Below are 25,182 nucleotides of genomic sequence, written 5' to 3'. Positions count from 1 at the left end.
CCCTCCCAACTTTTCTATTTTACCCAATTAATTCATTAATTATTTTGTTACAACGTTAGCTGTTGATGTAATGATTTCAGCTGCTTTTTGTACTCTAAGATCTGAAGATAACATTTCTTTTTCATAGCCACCGAATGATTTTTTAAGTTCTTCAGCATCCATGTTGTAACGAGCTGCAAGTTTTTCGATTTCTGCTGTTAATTCTTCGTCTGTAATAGTGATGTTTTCAACTTCTACTACTTTTTCAAGTACTGCTCTTGAGCGTAATTGGAACTGCGCATCTTTTTTGAAGTTTTCACGGAATGCATCCATGTTCATACCTGTGAATTGGAAGTATTGAGCAAGCTCAAGACCTTGTTGTTTCATACGCATTTCGAATTCTTTAACACTTCTATCTACTTGATCTTCAATCATGTTAGCTGGAATTTCTACTTTAGCATTTTCTACTGCTTTTTCAATTGATTGGTTTTCAATTTCAGCTTTACGGCTAGCTTCTTTTTGAGCAACAAGTTTAGCTTTAACATCTGCTTTGTAATCAGCTAATGTTTCAAATTCTGAAACGTCTGCTGCAAAGTCATCGTTGATTGCTGGAAGTTCTTTAACTTTGATTTCTTTAACTGTTACTTTGAACATAGCTGGTTTACCTGCTAAGTTTTCTGCATGGTATTCAGCTGGGAATGTAACGTTTACTTCTACTTCTTCACCAATGTTTTTACCGATTAATTGATCTTCAAAACCTTCGATGAATGATTTTGAACCGATTACAAGTGGGTAATCTGTTCCTTTACCTCCTTCAAATGCTTCACCATCAACGAATCCTTCGAAGTCGATGATTGTTTTATCTTGTGGTTCTACAGCACGGTCTGTTACTGTGATTTCACGAGCATTTTTCTCAGCTTCTTTAGCGATTTCCATATCTACTTCTTCATCGCTTACTTCAGCAGCTGCTACTTCAACTTGGAGGTTTTTATATTCACCAAGTTCAACTTCTGGTTTAACTGTGATATTTGCAATATATTTCATACCATCTTTTGACATTTCAGTAACTTCAATATCTCCTTGACGAAGACGTGCTGCCATATCGATTTTGTTTTCTTCTACAGCTTTTGCTAAAGTTTCATCAATGATGATATCTGCAGCTTTGTTGAAGAATACTTCTTGACCATACATTTTTTCAATCATAGCTTTAGGTACTTTACCTTTACGGAAACCTGGCATATTGAAATCTTTTTTCATTTCATTGTAAGCTTTTGTTACTGCTGCTGCTACTACATCAGCACCTACCTCTACAGTAAGAGATACGATACTATTTTCTAATGCTTTTACTTCTGTATTCATGAAAGTGATCCTCCTTGGATTAAATATTCGTTAGGTTTAAGCATAAATATTGCATTATAAATTAACATTCCATAATTATAGCATAAAAGATGCAAAAAAGCTACTTCTATTCTTCATTATAAACTGAAAGCACTCAAGTTCCAAGTATTACATATAGTATGTATCTTTAAATTGTTTTATAATCAACTCATGTGATGTTTTGTATGGAAATTAGAAAGGATAGCCTTTATGGATATTAGCTTTAAACAGATCTATATGCAAAATATTTCCCCAAAGCTAATAGGAATAGATTTATTCCTTAAAACAAATGAAGCTCCATATAACCATGTAGAGGTTGCCCTTGTTCTAGGTATGCCCGTGCAAGAAGTTTTAAGTATTATGACCAAGCATAGTATTCCCTCTATTACTCTCGTAGACTTTTTCACGATCGTTATGCATTCTTCAAGTTATATCTGTAGACTCATTCAAAGACAATGGAAATATGCTCAAGTAGACCAATATACTCCTGAAATCCTGGCTGATATTTATGAAATCAATATTCATAAAGTACAAGCTGCATTTGATACACTTGATAAATCTTCTGTATCTTCACAGGAGGTTATGGATGTATTTAACAACATCTATACCTCTGTTTTTATTGTAAATAACGAGGTAAGATAAATTTTAATTTTTACATAAAAGAGCTGCTATAGCACTAAATATTTAGTGCTATAGCAGCTCTTTTATCATTTGCATTAGATAATTAACATGCTTTGTTTGATTTGATTTTCTTTTTCCTCTCCTGAAATTACTTCTAAGAGTTTAAGTGCGAATTCAAAAGATGCACCTGCACCTTTACCTGTCACAATTTTATTACTTACTACAGTACGATCTTCAACATGTGTTGCACCGTATAAGAATTGTTCAAAGTTTGGATAGCAAGTTGCTTTTTCACCCTCTAATACACCAAACTTACCAAGTACACTAGGTCCAGCACAGATGGCTGCAACCCATTTATCAGCCGCTTTAAATTCAAGTACTTTTGATTTTACAAATTCACTTGCAAATAAATTATCTACTCCAGGAAGACCGCCTGGTAATACTATCATACCTACTTCATCATAGTTAACTTCTTCTGCTTTTTGATCCATTTTCACTGTAATATTACGTGCACTTGTTACTTCTTCGCCGTCTACACCAGCCATAATAACTTCTACGCCGCCTCTTCTTAAAACATCAACTACACTTAAAGCCTCTACTTCCTCATAACCTGTTGCAAAGAATACTACAACTTTCATGCTGTCACTCTCCTAATTCTATAAGTCATTTTCTAGTCCTTATATTAGCATATTTTTAATATTAGTACAACTTTATGTGTAGTATAAAATACTATAATTCTCTAATCAAATCTAGCTATTTTTTAATCTATATTTCTTAGTCCCATTTATGGTACAATATAAGTAATTATTATTCTAGGAGGTAGCTGTCATGGAAATAGAACGTAAATTTTTAGTAAAAGAACTCCCTGACCTTAACATTTATCCTCACAAAAGAATTGTGCAAGGCTATATTTCCACAGATCCTGTCATTAGAGTACGCCAAATGGGTGATACTTATTGTGTATGCTTAAAATCTCAAGGACATATGATACGAGAAGAATTTGAGCTTAGTATCACAAAAGAACAATGTGATGCACTCTGGCCAAAAGTAGAAAATTCCCCTGTGGAAAAAACACGTTATTTTATCTCACTAGATCATAACTTGACTGCTGAACTCGATGTATACCAAGGTCACCTTGATGGGCTTCTTACTGTAGAAGTAGAGTTTGATTCACCTGTGGAGGCAGCAAATTTCATCCCACCTAGTTGGTTCGGTGAAGATATTACTCATGACAACCGTTATAAAAATAATCATCTTTCTGTTTATGGAATGCCCACAACATAAATCATTCCATAAAGGAGTACTGTAAGTCTGTTACCAGGTATATAGTACTCCTTTTTATCTTTATTTCTATATTCTAAATCGCTATTCAAAACATACAATACTTGTCTCTGTTTTTATGCATTAAATATAAATTCTTATTTTCAATAAAATTTTTGACGCATTTAAGCCCCTCATCCGTATATATATAATTGTAAAGGACAAAACATATCCTAGGCTGTTATGTTTTTTACAATCTTAGAAAAGTTTATGATAAGGTTCCCCCTTCTCCTTTATATAAGCTCTTCTAAAAAAACTGTAACTGAAAGAGTGGTAGCTTTCTAATACAGGTTCATTCTTATAAGATTGTTTTACTGTAAACCCATCGTATAGATGTCATACTAGACGCAGACCAAATAAGTCGTTACCAGCCTAAGCCCCTTGCCGTGATATATGGAACTGCCATCCCTTTCACCTATAGTAGCTTATGCTCTTCCCGCCTTACTTCCCCGCTTATAGCATTGCTTCATACTTTAAAGTTTACATTCCAAACAATCATACTCTACCACCTTTAAAAGCCGATTTATAGAACTGTCATTTAAAAGGGGGACAGTTTCTTTAGATCAGCTTTTTAGATAAATAAACAAAATAAGAAAGAGAGGTTCTACTAACGAGAACCTCTCTTTCTTATACAAACTGGGCTAGAAGGATTCGAACCTTCGGATGCAGGAGTCAGAATCCTGTGCCTTACCGCTTGGCGATAACCCAATATTATTTACTTTTTAAGTTTAACATAAACTTTCTGATAATTCAAGAGAGCAAAAAAATCGACTACCTAAGTAGCCATTTTTTACAGGGCTAGGAGGATTCGAACCTCCGAATGCAGGAATCAAAATCCTGTGCCTTACCGCTTGGCGATAACCCTTTATAAGCGTATCCACAGGGATTCGAACCCCGGACCCACGCCTTAGAAGGGCGTTGCTCTATCCAGCTGAGCTATGGATACACAAAGCGGGTGATGGGAATCGAACCCACGTGGCCAGCTTGGAAGGCTGGTGTTCTACCATTGAACTACACCCGCACATAGTAAGTATGTACATTCGATATATTATTTAAAAGATGCGGGTGAAGGGAGTCGAACCCCCACGCCAATGGCGCTAGATCCTAAGTCTAGTGCGTCTGCCAATTCCGCCACACCCGCATATGAGCCACCGGAGGCTCGAACTCCGGACCACTTGATTAAAAGTCAAGTGCTCTACCAACTGAGCTAGTGACCCATGTTAAGTTGTTTTGCCATATAGGCAACAGGGCTAGGAGGATTCGAACCTCCGAATGCAGGAATCAAAATCCTGTGCCTTACCGCTTGGCGATAACCCTACATTAAAACCCAGGGTGGAGAATGGGATTCGAACCCACGGCCTCCAGAGCCACAATCTGGCGCTCTAACCAACTGAGCTATCCCCACCATACGTATCCACAGGGATTCGAACCCCGGACCCACGCCTTAGAAGGGCGTTGCTCTATCCAGCTGAGCTATGGATACACAGAGCGGGTGATGGGAATCGAACCCACGTGGCCAGCTTGGAAGGCTGGTGTTCTACCATTGAACTACACCCGCGTAACTTTTGGATTTTAATGTGTCGGCCTCAACCGACAAAATGTATTATATATAAATTCCTTCCATACGTCAACACCTTTTTTACATTTTTTTATAATTTCCTATGAATCTCTCCATTCCCAAGGGTTTGCATCAATCCTATATCTACAATTTCACCCTTTTTAATCTCGATAATTGCAAAGGATGGAAGGTTTTCATCCTTAGGTAGTGTCATACTTCCAGGGTTTAACAAAATAATGTCATCTTTACGCTCTAAGTAAGCAATGTGCGTATGCCCAAACACAGCAAGCTTAGCTTCATGTGCTATAGCATCAATCCACATCTCTTCGTAGCTTTCTTTTACATGTTGCCTATGTCCATGAGTAATCATAATAGGTACATCATCTATATATTCTAAGATAGTACCTCCTGCCCCATAACCATCGCAATTACCAGCTACTTTATACATAACAAGTTCTGGATACAGATGCTCTATATATTTAGCATCTTCTATACAGTCTCCACAATGAATAATATGAGTAAGACCATGCATTTTAAGACGTTCAATAAGTTGACACACATGGCTTGTACGACCATGTGTATCACTGATAACGAGTACTTTCATCTCATTCACCTATTATTTCTTTTAACTTTTCTTTCATAGCATTTAAAGCTTTAGCACGGTGACTGATAGCATTTTTCTCATCTGGTGTAAGTTCTGCTGTAGATATACTAGTCCCTTCCACATAGAAAATAGGATCGTAACCAAAGCCATTTGCACCTCTTGCCTCATGACCAATATAGCCTTCTATAGTCCCAAGTGTAGTCATAGTTTCCATATCTTTACCTGCTGCTGCAATAGCACATACGAATCTAGCCGTACGATTCTCTTGCTCTACGTCTTTTAACCTATCTAAGATAATTTGATTCTTTACTTCATATGGTGTATCTTTCCCTAAATATCTAGCAGAATATACGCCTGGTTCTTTATTTAAACAGTCAATTTCAAGTCCTGAATCATCAGCTAAAATAATAGCATCTGTATAAACTTTTAAGGCCTCTGCCTTAATGACTGCATTTTCTTCAAAAGTTTTTCCGTTCTCTTCAATCTCTATATCAATTCCAGCCTCATCCATTGTAAGAACTTCTACTGGCATACCTTCTAATATTTTTTTAATTTCTTTTACTTTACCTTGATTCTGTGTTGCAAATATTATTTTTTTCATCAATAGTACCCTCATCTTGTTCTGATAGTTTTGGTAAAATAAATGTCTCATAGTCCTCTCTCATATAAAGTGTATACACTCCTCCTTCTGGGAACTGATTCATCTCTCCTTCAATTAGAAGTGTTATGTAATCTGCATTTGTTCTTTGAAATCCCCAGTCAAGTAGTGTATAAGCTACATAAGCTTCTGCAGCATTGCCACCCTTATACGCTGTAAGTTCTTGTGATAAATCTATTGTTAAGACATTCTCTTCATATTTTAAGTCTAAAATTTTAATTTGTGAAGAGTAGTTTAATGCTTCTTCTATCTCTCTAAGTTTTTCTTCTAGCCCCTGCTCTAAAATCTTATCAAAAGCTTCTTCCTTATTCTCTAACTCAACATTGACTGTATAACTAGGTACATTTAAACCGCCTATAGCTACGCATAACATTACAAAAGACACACTTAGAGCTTTTAACATTTTTTACCAATCCCCCTTTCTTTTATTGTATTTTCATTTAGGAGGCTTGGCAAGAAAATCTGTTCAACAAAAAAAGTAGTAAGTCTCCACACTTACTACTTTTTATTTATAATTTTTATCTAAATGACATAGTTTCAAACATTTCGATAATAGCATCACCTACTGCTCTTGCATAATTCTGCGTAAATACAGATGATTTTAATAAAGCTGCTTCTGTAGGATTTGAAATAAAAGCCCCTTCAAGTAAAATAGCTGGCATCTTACTTGTATTGAGAACAACTAGTTCTGGTCTTGCCTTAATCCCTCTATTATAGGTGCCGCATTCTTTAACAATATAATCTTGGGCAATTTGAGCCATTTGTTTACTTCTTATATCTGTTGTACTTGGGTAGTAAAGTACTTCTGTTCCCTTACTTACTGCATTATGTGAATTGTTATGTACGCTTACAAATATATCTGCCTCAATTTCATTAGCTAAATCTGTTCTGCCAGTAAGACTTGGATAAGTATCTTCTTCTCTTGTTAGATAGATTTTAATATCTGAATGGGTATTTAAATAATCTGCTATAGCAAGTGTTTGTCTTAAGTTTACTTCTTTTTCTACAACACCATTTCCACTTGATCCACTATCATGGGCACCATGACCTGCATCCAGCACAAGAATCTTATCATATTTTTCTCTTGGCTTTACAAGCTCAATAATAAGACTTCCATTACTTTCATTTACATTTACAGCACGCACAATTTGCTCTTTAATTTTAAGACGTGTTGTCACACCATTTTCTACGGTAATCGATTCTACAATACCATCACCAATTGTCATGGTTCCATTACTAAAGACATCTGAGTAATCATCTCCAAGGTCCACAAGAATGGTCTTATCTCTATATACATCTGTTACAGTAATATCTGCTAATGAGAAACCTGATGGCATTTCCAGTTTAATAGTATTGCCAAACGTCCCATTATACTCCATAAATTCAAAGAGCGGCTTGCCAAAACGTACAAGTGTATTCCCATTTACATTCTCTGTCGTATGCATAAATTTCATATCTTCTTGTACTCTAATCACAATCTCACTATCATTACCCGACTCTCTTGTAGTGATTGCATCAATATAAGTACCTCTTATACGGTTCCACTCTACCATTTCAGAAATAGTTGTATTGAAGAGCGTAATAATAATTTCATTATTATCTTTATCTTCTTCTACATACATTTGGTCCGGTGTAATTCCTTCAATAGCCACATATTCACCCTTGTAATCTTCTCCTAAAGCTAAAGCAGATAATTCTTCTTGTGTAAACTGAACAACTATTTCACGTCTATCTTCACCTAATGATACAAAGGCCTCTGCTCCTGACTTTAGGTCAAATACAACACGAGTTGTATCTGATGCAAATTGACTTGTACGAATTTGTTTAATAAAAGTATTATTTGGTACTGTAATGGTAGAACTTAATCTATTTTTACTGTTTTTAATATCAATAACGAGCTTGCCATTATACTTACTTACCTCAATATCTGTAATAGGTGTACTTGCTTCAATAAGAGCTGTTGCATCTATACGTCCTGGCAATACTGTAACACCATCTACTGTTGTCATATTGAAATTTTGCATAGAGCTATCTACCATTAAACTTATGCTATCCCCTTGATAGAATTTTAAAATACCATTTAACACATTTTCTAACTTATTTTCTTCACTTGGTAAAACTGGTATTGGATTAGATTCTGGCACATCTTCAATATCTGGTTTTTCCTCTGGTTTTTCTTCTACATCTGGTAGCTCTTCTGGTTTCTCTTCCGGAAGTGGCTCTGGAGTTGGCACGTCAGGTGTTGATTCCCCTTCTGTAATATGTACGGAACGATCTTCGCCCTTCCATTCTACCCCTAATCCTATATTTTCCCCTATAAAACGTAGTGGCACCATAATTTTGTCATTAATAATCTTAGCTGGTACATCTAATGTTACAGTATTTCCATCTAACCAGACTTCTTGCTTATCTGGCTCTAAAATCATAAGTGAGTCTTTATAGCTCACATAAATTTTCTTTTCATAACTTTTCCATTCTACAGCTGCCCCCAATGGTTCAAAGACTTCTCTTGCAGGTACAAGTACACGGCTATCAATTTGTACAGGTGGCATAATTTTTGTTTCTACTACTTCTCCATTTACATATAAAGTAATAGGCGCTAGTGTATAGTCATGCTTTTTCCCATCATAGACAAGTTCCATAGAGTACGCATATATTGGATTAACGCTCATTAAAGCTATGCATGTACTTACTAATAACTTCTTTGTAGTTTTGCGCATAAATTCCTCCTAAATGTCATATTTTGCTTAATGTATATCCATATTATAACAAAATATTTAAGAGGCATTTTAATTCCTTATGTTTCTTAACAAACTTGTAATATTTGCTAATATATTTAATTTTCTTTAGTGATAATAAGAATACGTATAAAAACTAAAAAATTTACAACAGACATGGTCACCCCTAAATATTCTTTTAGGATAAAGTGCTCTATCTTTTATAATTTCCTCAAGTACTTTCCATATTTTCCAACATACCTCTTTATTATTAGCCTTACTCTTATCAATGACTCATTTCTCTTTGATTCCCTCTATTAACCCTAATAGGAAAGTTATACCACTCATCCTCATAAAGGCACATCGCCATCCCACTAAGCCATTTAAAATTGCTAAAGGTAACATTGCTAAAATAGCACCTAGATTTCCTATAAAAGGCATAAGCCCCAATAGCGCACTAAACTTCTCTTCTGGAGACTAGTCGGAAGTAATTTTAAAAATACTCACAAAGACTAATGTTCCTCCCATTCCTAATGTAATAGTCCTACGCGGCTCTAGAATACCTGTTGGAATTTGCATAAACACATAGGCATACATATACATCGCGCCTAAAAAAGCCAATAAACTTCCTGCCTCATTACTCTCATTTTAACCATAAGTAAGGAACAATTCTTCCTTCACCGCTCCAGTTGATACTCTATAAAAAAATACCATACCATAAAGACAAGTATCCCCAAACCCTATAAAATCAGCATATACTTTTTATACTTATAACTAAATTTTATATGTTTATGCAGTATTCTATAATTTATATGCAGTTTTTAAAAGTATATCTTCCTTACCTCTTCCTGCCATTAGCTGAATTCCTATAGGCATACCATCTTCCCCTTTTGCTCTCGGAACAGAAATAGCAGGTATGCCTGCTATATTGGCACTTACTGTATAAATATCTGAAAGATACATAGCTGTAGGACTTTGCTTCTCGCCAAACTTAAAGGCTGTTCCTGTTGCTGTAGGTGATAGAACAATTTCATATTTCTGGAAAAGTTCATTCATCTCATTACAAATAAACTTTCTACCTTCTAGTGCCTTATTATAATACTTACGATTTTCTCCTTGCAGAAGCGCACCTCCTAGAAGAATACGTTTTTTCACTTGTGTTCCAAATCCTTGACTACGCCTTTTTATTTTTTCTTCCCCCGTAATCTTCTCCGGATAGCGCATTAAATCCTCATAAACTTCTACACAAGTACTTCCATAGTAAACAGATACTAAATAAGCTGTAAAAGGCATGGAAATTTCTTCAACTTTAGCGCCAGCTTTCTCTAAATCCTGTGCAGCTATTAGTACAGCCTCTTTAGCTTCTTTACTTAACCCCTCACCAAAATATTCCTTTGGCAACGCTACATGCATTCCATTTATATCCTCTTTAAGCCTACTTTCAAAAGACTTTTCCATTTTATACATCTTAGAATGAGGGTCTTTAGGGTCATAAGCTATAAGATTATCCATTACAATAGCCATATCCTCTACCGTTTTAGTTACTGCTCCAATTTGGTCAAAAGAAGGTGCCAGATGCAAAAGCCCATATTTTGACACAGCGCCATAAGTAGGTTTCATCCCCACAACTCCGCAATAAGATGCCGGCTGTCTAATAGAACCTCCTGTATCTGTCCCCAATGTAAAAACAGCCATATCTGCAGCTACTGCCGCAGCACTCCCTCCTGAAGAACCTCCCGGTACATAATCTTTATGACGAGGATTAATCACACTGCCATAGAAAGAATTTTCATTAGAAGACCCCATCCCAAATTCATCCATATTTAATTTTCCTAGGTTAATCACACCTAAGTCTTCTAACCTTTGCACTGCTGTAGCATTCTCTCCTGTATAGAAATCTTGTAAAAGTCTAGACGCTGCTGTTGTAGCCATCCGTTTTGTCCCAATGTTATCTTTAATTCCTATAGGCAACCCTGCTAATTTGGAGAGTTGCTCCCCCTTTTCTCTTCTTTTATCTACCTTATAGGCCTGCTCTAATAAGTATTCTTCTAAATCAAATTGAATATAGGCATTAATAACTTTATTCATACGCTTTGCTTTTTCTAAGTAATGCCGCGTAAGATCCACACTCTTTAAACTACCTTCTTCTAGTCTGCTACTTAATTTACTAATGGTCATATTGGATAGTATCATAATGCATCTCCCATCTTTCTAGTGGTTTAAACATTTCAAGTGTTTGATTAATCTCATTCTCAAAATAACTTAATTCTCTTTCAGTCAAATGTATTTTAGCCTGTTTTGAAATATCCATAAGCTGCTTTCTATCAAGTTTCATATTAAGTCTCCTATCAAAAAAGGAGGGCTATACGCCCCCCTATACTTCATTAATCATATTTAAAAATTCATCTTCTGTAAGAATAGGTATCCCTAATTCTTTTGCTTTCTTATTCTTACTAGAACCTGATGTATTATCGTTATTAATAAGGTAATCTGTCTTCTTACTTACAGAACCAGTCACCTTACCACCGAGTTCCTCAATTTTAGCACTTAACGCCTTACGATTATCAAAATGATGAACATCACCTGTAATAACAAAAGTTTTTCCTTCTAAGATAAGACCTTCTTTATCTTTCTTCTCTGCTTTAACAAAGTTGACCTCACAAGTAAGACGTCCCAGCATCTCTCTATTTGCTGGTAAGTGGAAATAGTTACTAAGTTCCCTTGCAATAACTGGTCCTACACCTTCTATAGTCACAAAATCTTCTACCTTAGCTTCCATAATACGTTCCAAGTCATCCTCAAAGTGTTTGCATATGAGTTTAGCATTCATAGGTCCTACTTGTAAAATACCTAAAGCATAAATAAATTGATGTAATGCCACTTGACGTGTGTTTTCAATAGCTTTAATCAATTTATCATAGGACTTCTGACCAAAGCCTTCCATAGCTTTAATTTCTTCTTCATAATCTTGTAAGTGATACAAAGAAACAAAGTCTACTAAAAAGCCTTTATTTAGGAATTTTTCTACTGTAGCCTCTGATAAACCTTCAATATTCATAGCATCACGGCTTGCATAATGCACAAATGCCTGGCTTCTCTGCGCTGGGCAGTTACCATTTGGACAGTAAAGTGTTTTAGCTGTTTTATCCTGCTTTACAACAGTCTCTGCCCCGCATACCTGACAAGTACAAGGTGTATCTATAGGCCCTGATTGGGTTAGATTTTCGGCTACTTGTGGAATAATCATATTAGCTTTAAATACTTTTACTGTATCACCTATACCGATTTTAAGCTCTTCTACAATACTCAAGTTATGAAGACTTGCACGCTCTACTGTAGTACCTTCTAACTCTACAGGCTCAAAAATGGCTACTGGATTAATAAGTCCTGTTCTTGAAGTATTCCACTCTACTCTTAAAATATGCGTCTCTCTTACTTCATCCTGCCATTTAAAAGCAATACCATCTTTTGGGAACTTAGCTGTTGTTCCTAAGCTTTTTGAATAAGGAATATCATCATATACAAGTACTAAACCATCTGATGCAAAGTCTCGTTTAGTGATTTCTTCACTAAAGTACTGAACAGCTTCTTCTAGGTTCTCTTGTGTAACAGCCTTATACTCTACTGCTTCAAACCCAAGTGTTTTAAGCCACTGCATTTTCTCCATTTTACTTGTCAGTTCATCATTTCCCTCTACTACTGAAAAAGCATACAATCTTACATGCCTTTTAGATGTAATCTCTGAATTAAGTTGTCTTACACTCCCACTACATAAGTTACGTGGATTTTTATACTTTTCTTCTGCTGGTAACTTTTCATTAATACGCTCAAAGTCGCTATAGTGGATAACAGCCTCCCCTCTTATGACAAGGCGCTCTTTATAAGGAATTGTAAGAGGTAAATTGATAAAGGTTTTAGCATTATTTGTAACGTCTTCACCAATTTCACCATTGCCTCTTGTAACAGCTTGTGTAAGTCTCCCTTCTTCATAAGTACATACAATAGTAAGGCCATCCAATTTCCAAGAAAGCATACCAAGCTGACTGCCTAGGAAGCTTTTGAGCTTTTCTACTTCTTTCGTCTTATCTAATGAAAGCATACGGGATGGATGGGTCACTTTTTTTAGGTTGCTAGCTACTTCATAACCTACTTTTTGTGTTACACTTCCTGCTAGAACTGTACCTGTCTCTACCTCTAAGCCTAATAGTTCATCATATAATTTATCATATTCAAAGTTACTCATAATTTCTCTGTCTTCCTGCTCATAGGCATAGGTAGCTTTTTTGAGTAAGTCTACGAGTTCCTGCATACGTCTCATTTTGTCTTCGTAATTCATAATTTCTCCTTTGCAACCTTCTTTTCTTTCTATTGTAATAGTTTTTCCATCTTTGGTCAAAATCCATGCAAAAAAGAAGACTAAATACTGTATCCCCATACGTATTTAGTCTTCTTTTTTAGAAATAATTTATTTGTTCTTGTTGTTGCATTTTTGCCTTTTTTAGAAAGTCTTTTTTCATAAAGGTAAGTTCATCATATTCTTCTCTAGTAATCTTACCCGTGTTATATAGCTTGTCTGCCAATTTAATAAAATCTTCTGTAATGGTTACAAGCTCTGCTAAACTTAAATCATTCTGTATTTTTTCCACAATGCTACCCCCTCATTGCCCTAAACCTTTCTAATCACATTGTACCATTTCCATTAAATACCATCAAGTACTTTTTTTAATATTTTACATTTTTTGCAATTTAGCAAATCTAGCACTTAGTTTTTTTGTCATACCTTTGTCAAAATCAATTGTTACAAATACATCATCCTCTGTATGTTCTACAGCTGTAATCATACCTGTGCCAAACATCTTATGTTTAATTTTATCACCTTGTTCATAAGTATCTTCAACTTTTGGAAGGTTTTCGATTTTTTTACCTGCTAGACCCGTATTAGGTTTATAGGCCTCCGCCTTATTACTTCCTATCTTTTGACGATTAAACGGCGAAAGAGGATTAGTATAAGCTGTATTAAGTCGCATCGTACCGTCTTTCTGAGTTTTAGTAGCTGGCGCTGGAATGCTCAGCCTACCAGCAAAGTAATCTGCTGCTGATCCTCTCGTCTGCCCACTTGTACCACGTGTCATTCCGCTTGTAGATGTACCTTTTGATATTGGTTGCATAGTTGGTCTAGATGGCTGCTGTCTCTTCCTCTCAAGTGCTTCTAAGTTAGTTACTTCAATAGGAAGCTCTTTAATAAATCTAGAGCATACAGCACCTTGTGTACGCCCGAACACGGTTCTTTGCTGTGCATAAAGCATATATAGCTTTTCTCTTGCACGGGTAATCCCTACATAACAAAGACGTCTTTCTTCTTCTACTTTATCGTCCCCTTCTGTCATACTCATATAGCTAGGGAATAAGCCTTCTTCTACCCCAGGAATAAATACCACTGGGAACTCTAAGCCTTTGGCACTATGAAGTGTCATAAGAACAATAGAGTTACTATTAGCATCATAGTTATCAACATCTGCCACTAAAGCAATATCTTCAAGGAAAGCTGCTAAGGATGGCTCTTCACTTGTTTCCATATAAGAAGCAGCTTTAGATACGAGCTCTTCGATATTGGCAATACGCTCTAAGTAGTCTTCACCCTCTGTCTGACGAAGGTACTCTCTATAGCTTGTCTTCTCAATAATATTTTCAAGTAGCACTTTTACATCGTCTTCCCTTGCAATCTCTTTAAGTTCTTCAACAAGGTTTACAAAGCCAAGTACTTTTGTAGCAGGTCCATTTCCTAAGATGCTCATTTCTTTAGACAATTTAGCTGCTTCATAAAAATCCATGCCTTGTACATTGGCATAACGTGTAATAGTTTCTAAGCTTGATGCACCAATACCACGTCTTGGTATATTAATAATACGTTTCATAGAAATATCATCTTTTGTATTGGCCACTGTTCTAAGGTATGCAAGCATGTCCTTAACTTCTTTACGTTCGTAAAAGCGTGTACCTCCAAGTAAACGATAAGGAATATCATGCTGCATCATTTTTTCCTCCAGTACACGAGACTGTGCATTGGTACGATAAAGGATAGCATAGTCCTTATAATCATAGTCGCCATTTTCAATACCATTTACAATGATTTCTGAAATAGCGTCAGCTTCGCGGTATTCATTGTCCATTTGAAGGATACTAATACGCTCACCTTTTTCATTTTCTGTCCAAAGCTTTTTCACTTTACGACCTTGGTTATGGGCTACGACTTTATTAGCTGCTTCCAAGATATTTTGTGTAGAGCGGTAATTCTGCTCAAGTCTGATAACTGCTGCATTGTCAAAATCGCGCTCGAAGTCTAAGATATTACTAATATCTGCACCACGCCATCCATAGATAGACTGGTCATCATCCCCTACTACACAAAGGTTTTTATACTTTTTAGCAAGAAGCTGTACAAGCTGATACTGTACACCATTTGTATCCTGATACTCATCTACTAAAATATATCTGAATTTATCTTGATAAAATTCTAAAACATCTTTATGATCTCTAAAAAGAATACATGTGTTAAGAAGTAAATCATCAAAGTCCATCGCATCATTTTCTCTTAGTTTCTTTTGATAATGTGCATAGATTTTGGCAATCATTTTATTCTTATAATCATCCCCAGCAGAAGCTGAAAATTCTTCAGCTGTAATGTACTGGTTTTTCTGACTGCTGATTGTCCCCAGTACAGATGATACGGGATAATTCTTTTCATTAAGGTTAAGCATTTTCATAACTTCCTTAATAACAGCTTTCTGGTCTGCTGTATCATAAATTGTAAAGTATCTGCCATACCCTAACTTCTCACTATTACGTCGTAAAATACGTACACACATAGCATGGAAAGTACTAATCCACATATCCCGTACTGTATTTTCTCCAACTAAGTTTCCAACACGCTCGCGCATCTCTGCAGCTGCTTTGTTCGTAAAGGTAATAGCTAAAATTGACCAAGGTGTTACCTTTTTATTTTCTATTAAGTGGGCAATACGGTGTGTCAGTACACGCGTCTTCCCAGAACCTGCCCCTGCTAAAACAAGAAGTGGACCTTCTGTATGCAGAACAGCTTCTTTTTGTCTATCATTCAATCCTGATGTAAAGTCCATTCACATTCTCTCCTTTTTCCTATGAGTATTCAAAAAATAAAACAGCTCCCTCAAGCTGTTTTATTTTTTAACTCTCTCTAAAATTAATTTATAACCATCCGAACCATAACTTAAACATCGATTCACACGACTAATAGTAGCTGTAGATGCACCTGTAATCTGCTGAATTTCTGTATATGTTCTTTTCTCCTCCAGCATTTTAGCTACTTCTAACCTTTGAGCCAGTGATTTGATTTCATTAATGGTACATATATCTTCAAAGAATGCATAACACTCTTCTATATTTTCAAGTTTTAAAATAGCTTCAAACAAACGATCTGTCATATCGTCTTTTAGTTTACTATTCATCTTGCAACTTCCCCCTCTCCTATATTCTTCACCATTTTATCCTATTCCATCTGCCATTTCAATTCTTTAGAGTAATAAAGTCAAGCAATCTTTCAGGATATAGGTTCAGAATAAGTTCTTTAGGAAAGTCTACTTCTTCAAAAAGTCTAATACTTTCTTCAAACTCACCTACAGCGTACGCAGTATGCGCATCTGTATTTGCTATAACAGGTACACCATGTATTTTACAATATTTAAGAAGTTCTACAAGGTTCTCTCTCACACCTGGTCTAAAACCTCCTGGTCTTAAAGAAGCATTATTCACCTCAAGTAAAGTACCTGTACGCTTAGAAGCTAATACAACAGCTTCATGGTCAAACGGATAACGGTTATCCCCTGGGTGCCCTAAAATCTTCACATAAGGATTTTCCATAGCACCAATCATAGCACGAGTTACTTCTTCTTTATCACCAAAGCGAATGCATGGTGGATGAAGACTTGCAATAGCAAAATCTAAAACATTGATATAGTCTTCGTTAATGTCTACTTTACCATCAAAATCAACAATATTAGCCTCTATACCACGCACTACTGTTACACCATATAATACTCTTGGAATAGCACGCATATTATGGAAGTGGAAGTCATGAGGACCACCTGGCATGCCACTACTATGATCTGTCATAGCAATAACTTTTAATCCTTTTTCAGCTGCAAATCTTGCAATTTCATCTATTGTACTATAAGCATGTCCACTTGCTACTGTATGAATATGCATATCTGTTAAAAATTTCATGTTCTATCACCTGCTTTTCTTATCTCTTTTTATCTTACACCCTAAGACTCATTTTGACAAAATGAATTTTAACTTTTTAGTTATAAAAGCTTTTCAATCCTCTCAAACTACCTTTATAATATAATTATATGAAATATTATAAAATATTTAGTTTATTTTCAGAAAGGAGATGTCCATGCCCAAATTAAAATTAGATATTCAGCGTACTCTTTTTATTATTGTAGGAACTTTCTTAATAGCTTTATCTACAAATGCTATTCTTATTCCTAATCGTCTTTTAAGTGGGGGTATTAATGGCATAGCTACTTTCTTACACCTAACCCTAGACTGGAATGTAGGCCTAATGGTCATTGTTCTTAATATTCCTTTATTCATAATTTCTATATTTTTCCTAAAAAAGCACTTCATCGTATTTAGTCTCTTCGGCATGCTTATGCTTTCTTTCTGGCTTGAGGTGACTACTTCTATTACTATTTCTACAGAAAGCCCTCTTACTGTTATTGTGCTAGGTGGACTTTTAAACGGACTTGGAAGTGGTATTATTTTTAGAGGCGATGGCTCTACAGGTGGTTCTGATATTATCGCTAAAATCGTCAATAAACACTTCTCCATTAGTATGGCTAATGTCAACATGATGGTTAATACTATCATTATTGTTCTTTCTATTTGCTTTTTTAGTATCGACCTTGCTACTTTGACTCTTGCTACTATGTTTGTTGCTAGCCGTGTCACACACTTTGTCGTAGATGGTGTCAACTATAAACGTACACTCTTTATTATTACAGACGAAACACATTATGAGCCCATGGCTAATCATATTATGTCTGAATTGCTTCGGGGGGTCACAATTATCCCTGCGCAAGGCGCCTATACCCAAGCTAACCGCTATATTCTCTATACCACTGTTAGTATTAGAGAACTCGCTAAAATCAAATCTATTGTTGCACATCATGATCTAGCAGCTTTTGTAACTGTAACTCCAACTGCACAAGTGTTTGGAAATGGACGAGGTTTTATGCATAATATTAGTGAGTAACTTCCTTATAAACGTTATTTTTTCACAAAAAAGATGTGAAAATGCTTGTAAATGCATCGTCACATCTTTTTATTTTTAAATTCTTAGCGCACAACCGGTGGGAATCCCACTTTTTTCTGTACCTTGCGAAGTGTTTTTGTTGCAAGATAGTTAGCTGTTTCAGCATTTTTCTTAATAATACTATCAATATATGTTTTATCGCTACTTAATTCTTTAAAGCGTGCTTGAAGCGGACGAAGTTCTTCTACTACAGCTTCTCCTACTCGCATTTTAAAATCACCATAGCCTTTACCTTCAAACTCAGATTGAATTTGCTCCATAGTTTGACCTGTAATAGCTCCATAAATACTCATTAAATTGCTAATACCTGGCTTCGTTTCTTGGTCGAAACGTACACAAGCATCTGAGTCTGTTACTGCACGTTTAAATTTACGCATAATGGCATCTGGATCATCCATAAGATAAATACTTGCATTAGCATCTTCATCTGATTTAGACATTTTACTTGTTGGCTCTTGAAGGCTCATAACTCTAGCACCTACTTTACCAATATAAGGCTCTGGCACTTTGAATGTATCTCCATATAAGCCATTAAAACGTGTAGCAATATCACGGGCAAGTTCTAAATGTTGTTTTTGGTCTGCACCAACCGGTACAAGATCTGTTTGGAAAAGAAGAATATCTGCTGCCATAAGGGCTGGATAAGTAAATAATCCTGCATTGATATTTTCTCCATGCTTACTTGATTTTTCTTTAAACTGAGTCATACGACTTAACTCACCCATATAAGTATAACAATTTAAAATCCATGCAAGTTCAGCATGTGCAGATACATGTGATTGATAGTAAATCACGTTTTTTTCTGGATTAAGACCAGCTGCTATATATTGCATAAGAAGGTTTCTTGCATTTTTTCTAAGTGTAGCTGGATCTTGTCTTACTGTAATGGCATGCATATCTACGATACAATATAAACAATTATATTCATCTTGTAAGTTGGTCCAGTTTTTGAGTGCACCTAAATAATTTCCAAGTGTGATAACCCCTGAAGGCTGCATCCCACTAAAGATGACTTTTTTTTCATTTTCCATGATTGCACCTCTTTTTTCAATCGTTTTAGTGAATTAGATTTATCATATCATATTTTCATAGAAAGCAAAACGTCTTTCAGTGTATAATAAGATTAAACGTTTAAGAAAGGATTTTGATTATGAAAAAAATTGCAAGTTTTACAGTTAATCATTTAGACCTGTTAGCAGGTATTTATGTATCTAGAGTAGATTATGTAGGTGAGCATGCTGTGACAACTTATGATCTTCGCATGAAAATGCCTAATAAAGAACCTGTACTTCAAAATGCTGAAATGCATACAATTGAACATTTAGGTGCTACTTTCCTTCGTAACCATTCAAAATGGGAAAATGACGTTGTATACTTTGGACCAATGGGCTGTCGTACAGGCTTTTACCTCATTTTAAAAGGTGACCGTTCTTCAGCAGATATTGCAACTCTGATTACTGAACTCTTTGAGTTTGTTGCAACTTTTGAAGGCGAAGTACCTGGGGCATCAGCACGTGACTGCGGTAACTATTTAGATATGAACTTACCTATGGCACGCTTTGAAGCTAAGAAATATTTAGAGGTTCTTCACAATCTTACACCAGCTCACTTAACTTATCCAGAATAAACGAAAAGGTAGAGTCCTTCTAATTCCTCAGAAAGGCTCTACCTTTTTATATAGGTATCTTTTGCTTTTATATAAGTAACTCTTCTAAAATAGCTATACCTTCATCAACTTGCTTAGCTGTCATGATAAGCGGTGGCAATAGCCTTATCACTTTCTCGCCTGCTGCAATAGCAAGAAGACCTTTAGCCATACATTTTTCTAGTAAAGGCTTGACAGGTTCATTTATTTCAATACCGATCATAAGTCCCATTCCCCTTACCTCTACTATTTTCTCACTTTTTGCTTGTATTTTTAAAAGCTTATCTTTCAAATACTTACTTACGCTCTGTACATGTTCCATAAGGCCATTTTCACATAATTCCTTAAGCACTACGCTAGCCGCTGTTGTAGCTAATAAATTCCCACCAAAAGTAGTACCATGATTACCTGGTGTAAAAACATTGGCTTTGTCTGTACATAAAATAACACCAATAGGTAATCCTGCCCCTAAGCCCTTTGCAGTCGTTACAATATCAGGTTGAAGTCCAAATTGCGAGTAGGCAAATAAACTTCCTGTTCTCCCAATTCCTGTCTGAACTTCGTCTATAATAAGCAGTGCATCATACTGTACGCATAATTTTTCTACTGCTTTAAGGTAAACTTCATCTGCTAGAATGATACCACCTTCGCCTTGAATAACTTCTAATATAACTGCACAGGTATTTTCATTGATGCAGGCTTTTATATCTTCTATATCATTGAACTGGGCATAGTAGAAGTCTGGCATTAAAGGCTTAAAACCCTTTTGGTACTGCTCTTTCGGTGTAGCACTTAAAGCTCCCAAAGTACGCCCATGAAATCCCCCTTTTAAACTAATAATCTGTGTCTTTGTAGGAGATTTTTGCTTACCATATTTTCTAGCAAGTTTAATAGCACCTTCATTAGCTTCTGTTCCACTGTTGCAGAAGAAAACTTTATCTAACGAACTATAGGTGACAAGTAACTGAGCTGCTTCTATCTGCGGCTTAGTATAATAATAATTTGATATATGAATAAGTTTATCCACCTGATTTTTAAGTGCTTCTGTCAGTACAGGGTGATGGTGCCCTAAACTGTTTACAGCAATCCCACTGCCCATATCCAGATACTTATGACCTTCTTCATCATAGACATAACATCCTTCTCCATTTTCTAGCACCAAGTTAAAGCGTCCATATGTAGGCATCATATATTGTTTTTCTAACTGGCTAAACATCTTTCTCCTCCTCACCTTTATAAAGCATAGTTCCTATTCCTTTATGAGTATAAATTTCAAGAATCAGTGCATGCTGTACTCTACCATCTAGGATATGAACCATTTCAACCCCTTTATCTATAGCTTCTAAACAACAAGTCACTTTCGGAATCATACCACCTTTTATAGTACCATCTTCTAGATACTCTACTGCTTCACGCTTACTTAAATAAGAAATAAGTGAAGAAGGGTCCTCCTTATCTTTTAACACACCTTCTACGTCTGTTAAGAAAACTAACTTCTGCGCATTTAATACCCCAGCAACGGCTACTGCTACATAATCTGCATTAATGTTATACGTATGCCCTTCTTTATCTGTACCGATAGGTGCAATAACAGGTATAAAGTCACCTTCTATTAAAGTGTTAATGAGCTTAGTATGCACCTTTGTAATCTCGCCTACAAATCCTAAATCTATCCCCTCTTTTTCTAGCTTCTTAGCTTCTATCATCTGTCCATCTTTTCCAGTAAGTCCTACAGCACTTCCTCCTTGCTCATGAATCATAGAAACAATTTTCTTATTCACCTTGCCCGCAAGTACCATCTCTACTACTTCTACTGTTTCCTTAGTAGTTACTCGAAGTCCATCTATAAAGCTAGACTCTATAGCCATCTTATTTAATACCTGATTAATCTCAGGCCCTCCACCATGAACAATAACAGGCCTTAATCCTACTGATTTAAGCAAGACCATATCTTGAATAATGGTCTCGTTGATCTTAGGATCAAGCATAGCACTCCCGCCATACTTAATAACTACCACCTGATCTTTGAATGCCTGTATATAAGGGAGTGCTTCACTTAACACCTTCGCCTTTTCGATAATTTGATAATTCATTTCCCCTCCCCCTAACTTCTATATTCTCCATTTATTTTTACATAATCATAGCTTAGGTCACATCCCCATGCGGTTACTGTTTCACTACCTTCACTCATCTTTACAACAATTTTAATTTCAGCTTCCTCTAGAATATGCTTAGCTTTTATCTCATTAAATTTAAGTGGCGTACCTTGCTTAAATAGGTGAATAGAACCTGCTGCACTTTCTAAAGCAAGACTAACACCCTCCACATTAAAATCTACGCCTGCATACCCCATAGCGGCTAATATTCTCCCCCAGTTAGCATCTTCTCCAAAGAAAGCCGTTTTCACTAAACTAGATGTTAAAATACTTTTAGCAAGTGCTTTACCTGATGCAAAGTCTAAGGTATTTTGTATTTCTACTTCTAATAGCTTCGTTGCACCCTCTCCATCTTTTACAATAGAAATAGCTACATATTTAAGTGCCTCGAAAAGCATAGCCTTAAAGGCTTCATAATCTTCATTTTCCTCTGTGATACAAGAGTTCCCCCCTATCCCATTAGCTAATACGATAACACTATCATTGGTACTTGTATCTCCGTCTACTGTAATCATATTGAAGGAAGTCTCTACACACTCACTGAGTGCTTTCTGAAGCATGGTCTGTGAAATATTAATATCTGTTGCAATAAAGGCAAGCATAGTAGCCATATTAGGATGAATCATGCCTGAGCCTTTTCCTATAGCTCCTAGCCTAATCTTGCACCCTCCAATAGTTTCTTCTAAGGCAATCTCCTTTGTAAAAGTATCTGTTGTTAAAATCGCTTCTGCTGCACTCTTTGCTGCTAAAGGTGTACGTTCCAACTTACCAGCTACCATATCTATTCCATCTAATATACAATCCATAGGAAGAGGCACCCCAATCACACCTGTAGAGCACACAAGTACTTCTTCTTTCTTAATACCTAATTGCTCTGCCGTACACTGGGCCATCTGCTCTGTATCCTGGTGTCCTTTTATACCTGTTACAGCATTAGCGTTACCGCTATTGATTACAATAGCATGAACTTTTTCCCCTGCCTTTAATACTTTTTGATCCCATATAACAGGTGCAGCTTTTACCTTGTTTTGAGTAAAAGCCCCTGCATACATACAAGGTGCTTTACTATATAACATAGCCATATCTTTTTTTTGTTTTTTTATTCCTATATGCTCTCCTACAGCTACAAAACCTTTTGCTGCTAGGATCCCTTGATTAATCAGTTTCATTTTATTCCCCCTTATTTTTATTAAGCTGGAAAAATAGGTGCATCCTCTAACCCTAAGTCTTCCTGCCATCCCATCATCAAATTCATATTCTGTACAGCCTGACCTGCTGCACCTTTTATCATATTGTCTAATGCACTCACGATAATGACTCTTCCTGTACGTTCATCTACTTTAAAACTTATATCACAGAAATTAGATCCTTTTACCCATCTTGTCTCTGCTACAGCTGTATCACCTAGCAACCTTATAAATTTTTCATCTTTATAGTATTTTTTATAAATATGCATAATGTGTTCATTTGTTACACCTGCTTTAAGCTTTCCATAAATAGTTGCTAAAATTCCTCTATTCATCGGAACTAGATGCGGTGTAAAGGTAAGTGTCACATTTTCTCCTCCAAAGCATAGAAGCTTCTCTTCTATTTCAGGTGTATGTCTATGAGTCGTGAGCCCATAAGCTTTGATACTCTCATTACATTCCGTATAATGACTTCCTATACTTAACCCTCTACCTGCACCAGTTACACCTGACTTAGCATCAATGATAATACTCTCTAAATCTATTACCTTTTCTTTAACTAATGGAATAAGACTTAGAAGACTACATGTTACATAACACCCTGGATTGGCAATAAGCTGTGCTGACTTAATCTTTTCTCTATTCCATTCACTTAATCCATAGATAGCTTCTTCTAGAAGCTCCTCACCAAAATGTTCTACCTGATACCAGTTATCATAAGCCTCCTTGCTAATACGAAAATCTGCACCCATATCAATGACCTTTGTTTTCTGCAGTAACGCCGGCGTTACAATCTTACTCGCAAAGCCATGTGGCAAAGCAATAAAGAGCACATCTGCATCTATTTTATTTAAATCATCTTCTATACATACTTCCTCTACTAATCCCTTAAAGTGCGGATAAACTTTGCTATATGATTCACTTTGATAACTATGTGAAGAAAGATGTGTAAGTTGTACTTTAGGATGTCTGTAAAGTAGCCGCACTAGCTCTGCCCCTACATATCCTGTTGCCCCTAATATTGCTACTTTCATCATTTTCATCCCCCTTAAACTATTTATCAACTTTTTAGAAAATTTATTTTATTAATTATTATACTTATATATAACTAATTATGCAACTTATTTTTAATATTTTTTTATTTTTTTGTATTTATATTCATATAACTTACAAAAAAACTGACCTCATTTTCTGTAAAACACAAAACTAAAGGTCAGTTTATTTATTATTCATTTTCCACTATATCCATAGAGGCATAGTAACTATATAACTCATCTAATTCCTCTAGAGTAAAATGCTCCTGTACCAATTGTTGTAACTTGGCACTATCTTCTTTGCTTACACCATCACTGATCATATTCCATATTTCGTTTATATTGATGTTTTGCACCTTTGACAGAATCATGTTCAGCAATTTAACTTGTTCCGCAAAAGATAAACTGCTAAACATCTCACTTATTACTGCTGCATAATCAACCTGCCCATTCTTTAAAGTATGTCCAATCTGGTCTAAAACATCTTCATCTAGCTGTAAAACATAGGAATCATACACAGTTACTTCTTCAAATTCTAAAGACTCTTCCCCTATTTCAGATGAAGGTCCTATACCACTTTCATCACTCGTATCAGCTGATACATCAGGTGCTATATCATCTTGTACTACTTCCATTGAATCTTCTAGTGGCTTTTCCTCTATTTTCTCTTCAGGTACTATAACAGAAGCTTCTATACTCTCATCTGTTATATCCGCTACCTCATTAGAAGAGCGCTTGGCCTCTTCTAGCCCTTCTCCCATACTACTTGCCTCTTGCTCTAAACTAAGAGGGGGATTCATCACTCTATCATCTTGTTCATATACACTAGGCTTTTCAGTTAGGAAGTATAAACCAAATGCTACGCATAAAAGTATAAATCCTGAACCAGCTAAAAGCCCTAATAAATGTAATAAGCAGCTATTAGTATGCTTCTTTCTCCTCATCATGCAAAGTCAAACTCCTCTCACTCA

23 protein-coding genes and 10 tRNA genes are annotated in these 25,182 nt (G+C 35.9%); 4 read left to right on the top strand and 29 right to left on the bottom strand.

All coding sequences use genetic code 11. The features are described from left to right. Positions 1-39: 39 nt before the first annotated feature. Positions 40-1,338 (bottom strand): trigger factor, encoded by a 1,299-nt coding sequence (gene tig / locus H8718_RS02475; RefSeq protein WP_177671537.1) that lies wholly within the window; start codon positions 1,336-1,338, stop codon positions 40-42. 228 nt (positions 1,339-1,566) lie between these two features. Here tig and H8718_RS02470 point away from each other — a divergent pair, with 228 nt between their 5' ends. Further along, positions 1,567-1,998, top strand: coding sequence for a hypothetical protein (locus H8718_RS02470; RefSeq protein WP_177671538.1), 432 nt, complete (start codon positions 1,567-1,569; stop codon positions 1,996-1,998). Positions 1,999-2,072: 74 nt separating this feature from the next. Here the strand turns inward: H8718_RS02470 and H8718_RS02465 are convergent, their stop codons facing one another. Next, the gene (locus tag H8718_RS02465; RefSeq protein ID WP_249331384.1) at positions 2,073-2,615 is read right to left on the bottom strand and encodes a DJ-1 family glyoxalase III; all 543 of its coding nucleotides are present in this window, start codon (positions 2,613-2,615) and stop codon (positions 2,073-2,075) included. A 190-nt stretch (positions 2,616-2,805) separates the two neighbouring features. Between H8718_RS02465 and H8718_RS02460 the strand changes: the two genes are divergently transcribed. Beyond that, on the top strand, positions 2,806-3,261 hold the full coding sequence (locus H8718_RS02460; RefSeq protein WP_177671540.1) for a CYTH domain-containing protein: 456 nt from the start codon (positions 2,806-2,808) through the stop codon (positions 3,259-3,261). 672 nt (positions 3,262-3,933) lie between these two features. On the opposite strand, the gene H8718_RS02455 is transcribed toward H8718_RS02460, so the two are convergent. The 21 genes from H8718_RS02455 to H8718_RS02355 form a co-directional block, all read right to left on the bottom strand. Then, positions 3,934-4,005, bottom strand: a tRNA-Gln gene (locus H8718_RS02455). 85 nt (positions 4,006-4,090) lie between these two features. Next, a tRNA-Gln gene (locus tag H8718_RS02450) sits at positions 4,091-4,162 on the bottom strand. A gap of 7 nt (positions 4,163-4,169) precedes the next feature. After that, a tRNA-Arg gene (locus H8718_RS02445) sits at positions 4,170-4,243 on the bottom strand. Positions 4,244-4,247: 4 nt separating this feature from the next. Then, positions 4,248-4,318: transfer RNA gene (locus H8718_RS02440), tRNA-Gly, on the bottom strand. A gap of 39 nt (positions 4,319-4,357) precedes the next feature. Continuing rightward, positions 4,358-4,438: transfer RNA gene (locus H8718_RS02435), tRNA-Leu, on the bottom strand. Between the two features lie 3 nt (positions 4,439-4,441). After that, positions 4,442-4,514 (bottom strand) — tRNA-Lys (locus H8718_RS02430). Positions 4,515-4,542: 28 nt separating this feature from the next. Further along, positions 4,543-4,614, bottom strand: a tRNA-Gln gene (locus tag H8718_RS02425). Positions 4,615-4,628: 14 nt separating this feature from the next. Then, positions 4,629-4,702 (bottom strand) — tRNA-His (locus H8718_RS02420). A 4-nt stretch (positions 4,703-4,706) separates the two neighbouring features. After that, positions 4,707-4,780: transfer RNA gene (locus tag H8718_RS02415), tRNA-Arg, on the bottom strand. A gap of 4 nt (positions 4,781-4,784) precedes the next feature. Beyond that, a tRNA-Gly gene (locus H8718_RS02410) sits at positions 4,785-4,855 on the bottom strand. Between the two features lie 91 nt (positions 4,856-4,946). Further along, on the bottom strand, positions 4,947-5,459 hold the full coding sequence (locus H8718_RS02405; protein WP_249331383.1) for a YfcE family phosphodiesterase: 513 nt from the start codon (positions 5,457-5,459) through the stop codon (positions 4,947-4,949). Between the two features lies 1 nt (position 5,460). Beyond that, a complete protein-coding gene (locus H8718_RS02400; RefSeq protein WP_177670971.1) occupies positions 5,461-6,060 on the bottom strand; it encodes an XTP/dITP diphosphatase in 600 nt (199 codons plus the stop codon). After that, on the bottom strand, positions 6,023-6,520 hold the full coding sequence (locus H8718_RS02395) for a GerMN domain-containing protein (RefSeq protein ID WP_249331382.1): 498 nt from the start codon (positions 6,518-6,520) through the stop codon (positions 6,023-6,025). The genes H8718_RS02400 and H8718_RS02395 overlap by 38 nt, the downstream gene beginning before the upstream one ends. A 115-nt stretch (positions 6,521-6,635) precedes the next feature. After that, complete coding sequence (locus H8718_RS02390) at positions 6,636-8,837, bottom strand: N-acetylmuramoyl-L-alanine amidase family protein (protein WP_249331381.1); 2,202 nt, start codon at positions 8,835-8,837, stop codon at positions 6,636-6,638. A 798-nt stretch (positions 8,838-9,635) separates the two neighbouring features. Further along, positions 9,636-11,027, bottom strand: coding sequence for an amidase (locus H8718_RS02385; RefSeq protein ID WP_249331380.1), 1,392 nt, complete (start codon positions 11,025-11,027; stop codon positions 9,636-9,638). Beyond that, complete coding sequence (locus tag H8718_RS02380) at positions 11,002-11,169, bottom strand: hypothetical protein (RefSeq protein ID WP_177670975.1); 168 nt, start codon at positions 11,167-11,169, stop codon at positions 11,002-11,004. The genes H8718_RS02385 and H8718_RS02380 overlap by 26 nt, the downstream gene beginning before the upstream one ends. Positions 11,170-11,208: 39 nt before the next feature. Next, complete coding sequence (gene ligA / locus H8718_RS02375; protein ID WP_249331379.1) at positions 11,209-13,170, bottom strand: NAD-dependent DNA ligase LigA; 1,962 nt, start codon at positions 13,168-13,170, stop codon at positions 11,209-11,211. Between the two features lie 118 nt (positions 13,171-13,288). Next, complete coding sequence (locus H8718_RS02370) at positions 13,289-13,480, bottom strand: hypothetical protein (protein ID WP_249331378.1); 192 nt, start codon at positions 13,478-13,480, stop codon at positions 13,289-13,291. A gap of 84 nt (positions 13,481-13,564) precedes the next feature. Beyond that, positions 13,565-15,970 (bottom strand): ATP-dependent helicase, encoded by a 2,406-nt coding sequence (locus H8718_RS02365; RefSeq protein ID WP_249331377.1) that lies wholly within the window; start codon positions 15,968-15,970, stop codon positions 13,565-13,567. Between the two features lie 60 nt (positions 15,971-16,030). Further along, on the bottom strand, positions 16,031-16,318 hold the full coding sequence (locus H8718_RS02360; RefSeq protein WP_177670978.1) for a YerC/YecD family TrpR-related protein: 288 nt from the start codon (positions 16,316-16,318) through the stop codon (positions 16,031-16,033). A 58-nt stretch (positions 16,319-16,376) separates the two neighbouring features. Then, positions 16,377-17,093, bottom strand: a complete 717-nt coding sequence (locus H8718_RS02355; protein WP_249331376.1) for a phosphatase — start codon at positions 17,091-17,093, stop codon at positions 16,377-16,379. Positions 17,094-17,268: 175 nt separating this feature from the next. On the opposite strand from H8718_RS02355, the gene H8718_RS02350 reads away from it, so the two are divergent. After that, positions 17,269-18,129 carry a YitT family protein gene (locus tag H8718_RS02350; RefSeq protein ID WP_249331375.1) on the top strand — a complete coding sequence of 287 codons (861 nt, stop codon included), beginning with the start codon at positions 17,269-17,271 and terminating at the stop codon, positions 18,127-18,129. An 83-nt stretch (positions 18,130-18,212) separates the two neighbouring features. On the opposite strand, the gene trpS is transcribed toward H8718_RS02350, so the two are convergent. Beyond that, a complete protein-coding gene (gene trpS, locus H8718_RS02345) occupies positions 18,213-19,220 on the bottom strand; it encodes a tryptophan--tRNA ligase (protein WP_177670981.1) in 1,008 nt (335 codons plus the stop codon). Positions 19,221-19,339: 119 nt separating this feature from the next. Between trpS and H8718_RS02340 the strand changes: the two genes are divergently transcribed. Continuing rightward, a complete protein-coding gene (locus tag H8718_RS02340; protein ID WP_249331374.1) occupies positions 19,340-19,816 on the top strand; it encodes an S-ribosylhomocysteine lyase in 477 nt (158 codons plus the stop codon). A 67-nt stretch (positions 19,817-19,883) separates the two neighbouring features. Here the strand turns inward: H8718_RS02340 and H8718_RS02335 are convergent, their stop codons facing one another. The 5 genes from H8718_RS02335 to H8718_RS02315 all read right to left on the bottom strand — a co-directional run bounded on the left by H8718_RS02335 (position 19,884) and on the right by H8718_RS02315 (position 25,158). Then, complete coding sequence (locus tag H8718_RS02335; RefSeq protein WP_249331373.1) at positions 19,884-21,050, bottom strand: aspartate aminotransferase family protein; 1,167 nt, start codon at positions 21,048-21,050, stop codon at positions 19,884-19,886. Then, positions 21,043-21,927: an acetylglutamate kinase gene (gene argB / locus H8718_RS02330; RefSeq protein ID WP_249331372.1), complete on the bottom strand. Its 885-nt coding sequence runs from the start codon at positions 21,925-21,927 to the stop codon at positions 21,043-21,045. Before argB ends, H8718_RS02335 begins: the two co-directional genes overlap by 8 nt. An 11-nt stretch (positions 21,928-21,938) precedes the next feature. Beyond that, entirely contained in the window at positions 21,939-23,159 is a 1,221-nt protein-coding gene (gene argJ / locus H8718_RS02325) for a bifunctional ornithine acetyltransferase/N-acetylglutamate synthase (protein WP_177670984.1), read from the bottom strand. A 20-nt stretch (positions 23,160-23,179) separates the two neighbouring features. Then, a complete protein-coding gene (gene argC / locus H8718_RS02320; protein ID WP_249331371.1) occupies positions 23,180-24,214 on the bottom strand; it encodes an N-acetyl-gamma-glutamyl-phosphate reductase in 1,035 nt (344 codons plus the stop codon). 188 nt (positions 24,215-24,402) lie between these two features. Next, positions 24,403-25,158, bottom strand: coding sequence for a hypothetical protein (locus H8718_RS02315; protein ID WP_249331370.1), 756 nt, complete (start codon positions 25,156-25,158; stop codon positions 24,403-24,405). Between the last annotated feature and the right edge of the window lie 24 nt (positions 25,159-25,182).

This window comes from Zhenhengia yiwuensis, assembly GCF_014384995.1.
GTDB classification, from domain to species: Bacteria; Bacillota; Clostridia; order Lachnospirales; family Cellulosilyticaceae; genus Zhenhengia; species Zhenhengia yiwuensis.
This window is presented reverse-complemented; position numbering and strand designations above follow the sequence as displayed.

Coding starts and splice junctions, on each gene's coding strand:
- H8718_RS02405 (WP_249331383.1), bottom strand. CDS start 5,459: ATGAAAGTACTCGTTATCAGTGATACACATGGTCGTACAAGCCATGTG.
- H8718_RS02385 (WP_249331380.1), bottom strand. CDS start 11,027: ATGATACTATCCAATATGACCATTAGTAAATTAAGTAGCAGACTAGAA.
- trpS (WP_177670981.1), bottom strand. CDS start 19,220: ATGGAAAATGAAAAAAAAGTCATCTTTAGTGGGATGCAGCCTTCAGGG.
- H8718_RS02365 (WP_249331377.1), bottom strand. CDS start 15,970: ATGGACTTTACATCAGGATTGAATGATAGACAAAAAGAAGCTGTTCTG.
- tig (WP_177671537.1), bottom strand. CDS start 1,338: ATGAATACAGAAGTAAAAGCATTAGAAAATAGTATCGTATCTCTTACT.
- H8718_RS02460 (WP_177671540.1), top strand. CDS start 2,806: ATGGAAATAGAACGTAAATTTTTAGTAAAAGAACTCCCTGACCTTAAC.
- H8718_RS02390 (WP_249331381.1), bottom strand. CDS start 8,837: ATGCGCAAAACTACAAAGAAGTTATTAGTAAGTACATGCATAGCTTTA.
- H8718_RS02340 (WP_249331374.1), top strand. CDS start 19,340: ATGAAAAAAATTGCAAGTTTTACAGTTAATCATTTAGACCTGTTAGCA.
- H8718_RS02350 (WP_249331375.1), top strand. CDS start 17,269: ATGCCCAAATTAAAATTAGATATTCAGCGTACTCTTTTTATTATTGTA.
- H8718_RS02380 (WP_177670975.1), bottom strand. CDS start 11,169: ATGAAACTTGATAGAAAGCAGCTTATGGATATTTCAAAACAGGCTAAA.
- argB (WP_249331372.1), bottom strand. CDS start 21,927: ATGAATTATCAAATTATCGAAAAGGCGAAGGTGTTAAGTGAAGCACTC.
- H8718_RS02335 (WP_249331373.1), bottom strand. CDS start 21,050: ATGTTTAGCCAGTTAGAAAAACAATATATGATGCCTACATATGGACGC.
- H8718_RS02360 (WP_177670978.1), bottom strand. CDS start 16,318: ATGAATAGTAAACTAAAAGACGATATGACAGATCGTTTGTTTGAAGCT.
- argJ (WP_177670984.1), bottom strand. CDS start 23,159: ATGAAACTGATTAATCAAGGGATCCTAGCAGCAAAAGGTTTTGTAGCT.
- ligA (WP_249331379.1), bottom strand. CDS start 13,170: ATGAATTACGAAGACAAAATGAGACGTATGCAGGAACTCGTAGACTTA.
- H8718_RS02355 (WP_249331376.1), bottom strand. CDS start 17,093: ATGAAATTTTTAACAGATATGCATATTCATACAGTAGCAAGTGGACAT.
- argC (WP_249331371.1), bottom strand. CDS start 24,214: ATGATGAAAGTAGCAATATTAGGGGCAACAGGATATGTAGGGGCAGAG.
- H8718_RS02470 (WP_177671538.1), top strand. CDS start 1,567: ATGGATATTAGCTTTAAACAGATCTATATGCAAAATATTTCCCCAAAG.
- H8718_RS02315 (WP_249331370.1), bottom strand. CDS start 25,158: ATGATGAGGAGAAAGAAGCATACTAATAGCTGCTTATTACATTTATTA.
- H8718_RS02400 (WP_177670971.1), bottom strand. CDS start 6,060: ATGAAAAAAATAATATTTGCAACACAGAATCAAGGTAAAGTAAAAGAA.
- H8718_RS02465 (WP_249331384.1), bottom strand. CDS start 2,615: ATGAAAGTTGTAGTATTCTTTGCAACAGGTTATGAGGAAGTAGAGGCT.
- H8718_RS02395 (WP_249331382.1), bottom strand. CDS start 6,520: ATGTTAAAAGCTCTAAGTGTGTCTTTTGTAATGTTATGCGTAGCTATA.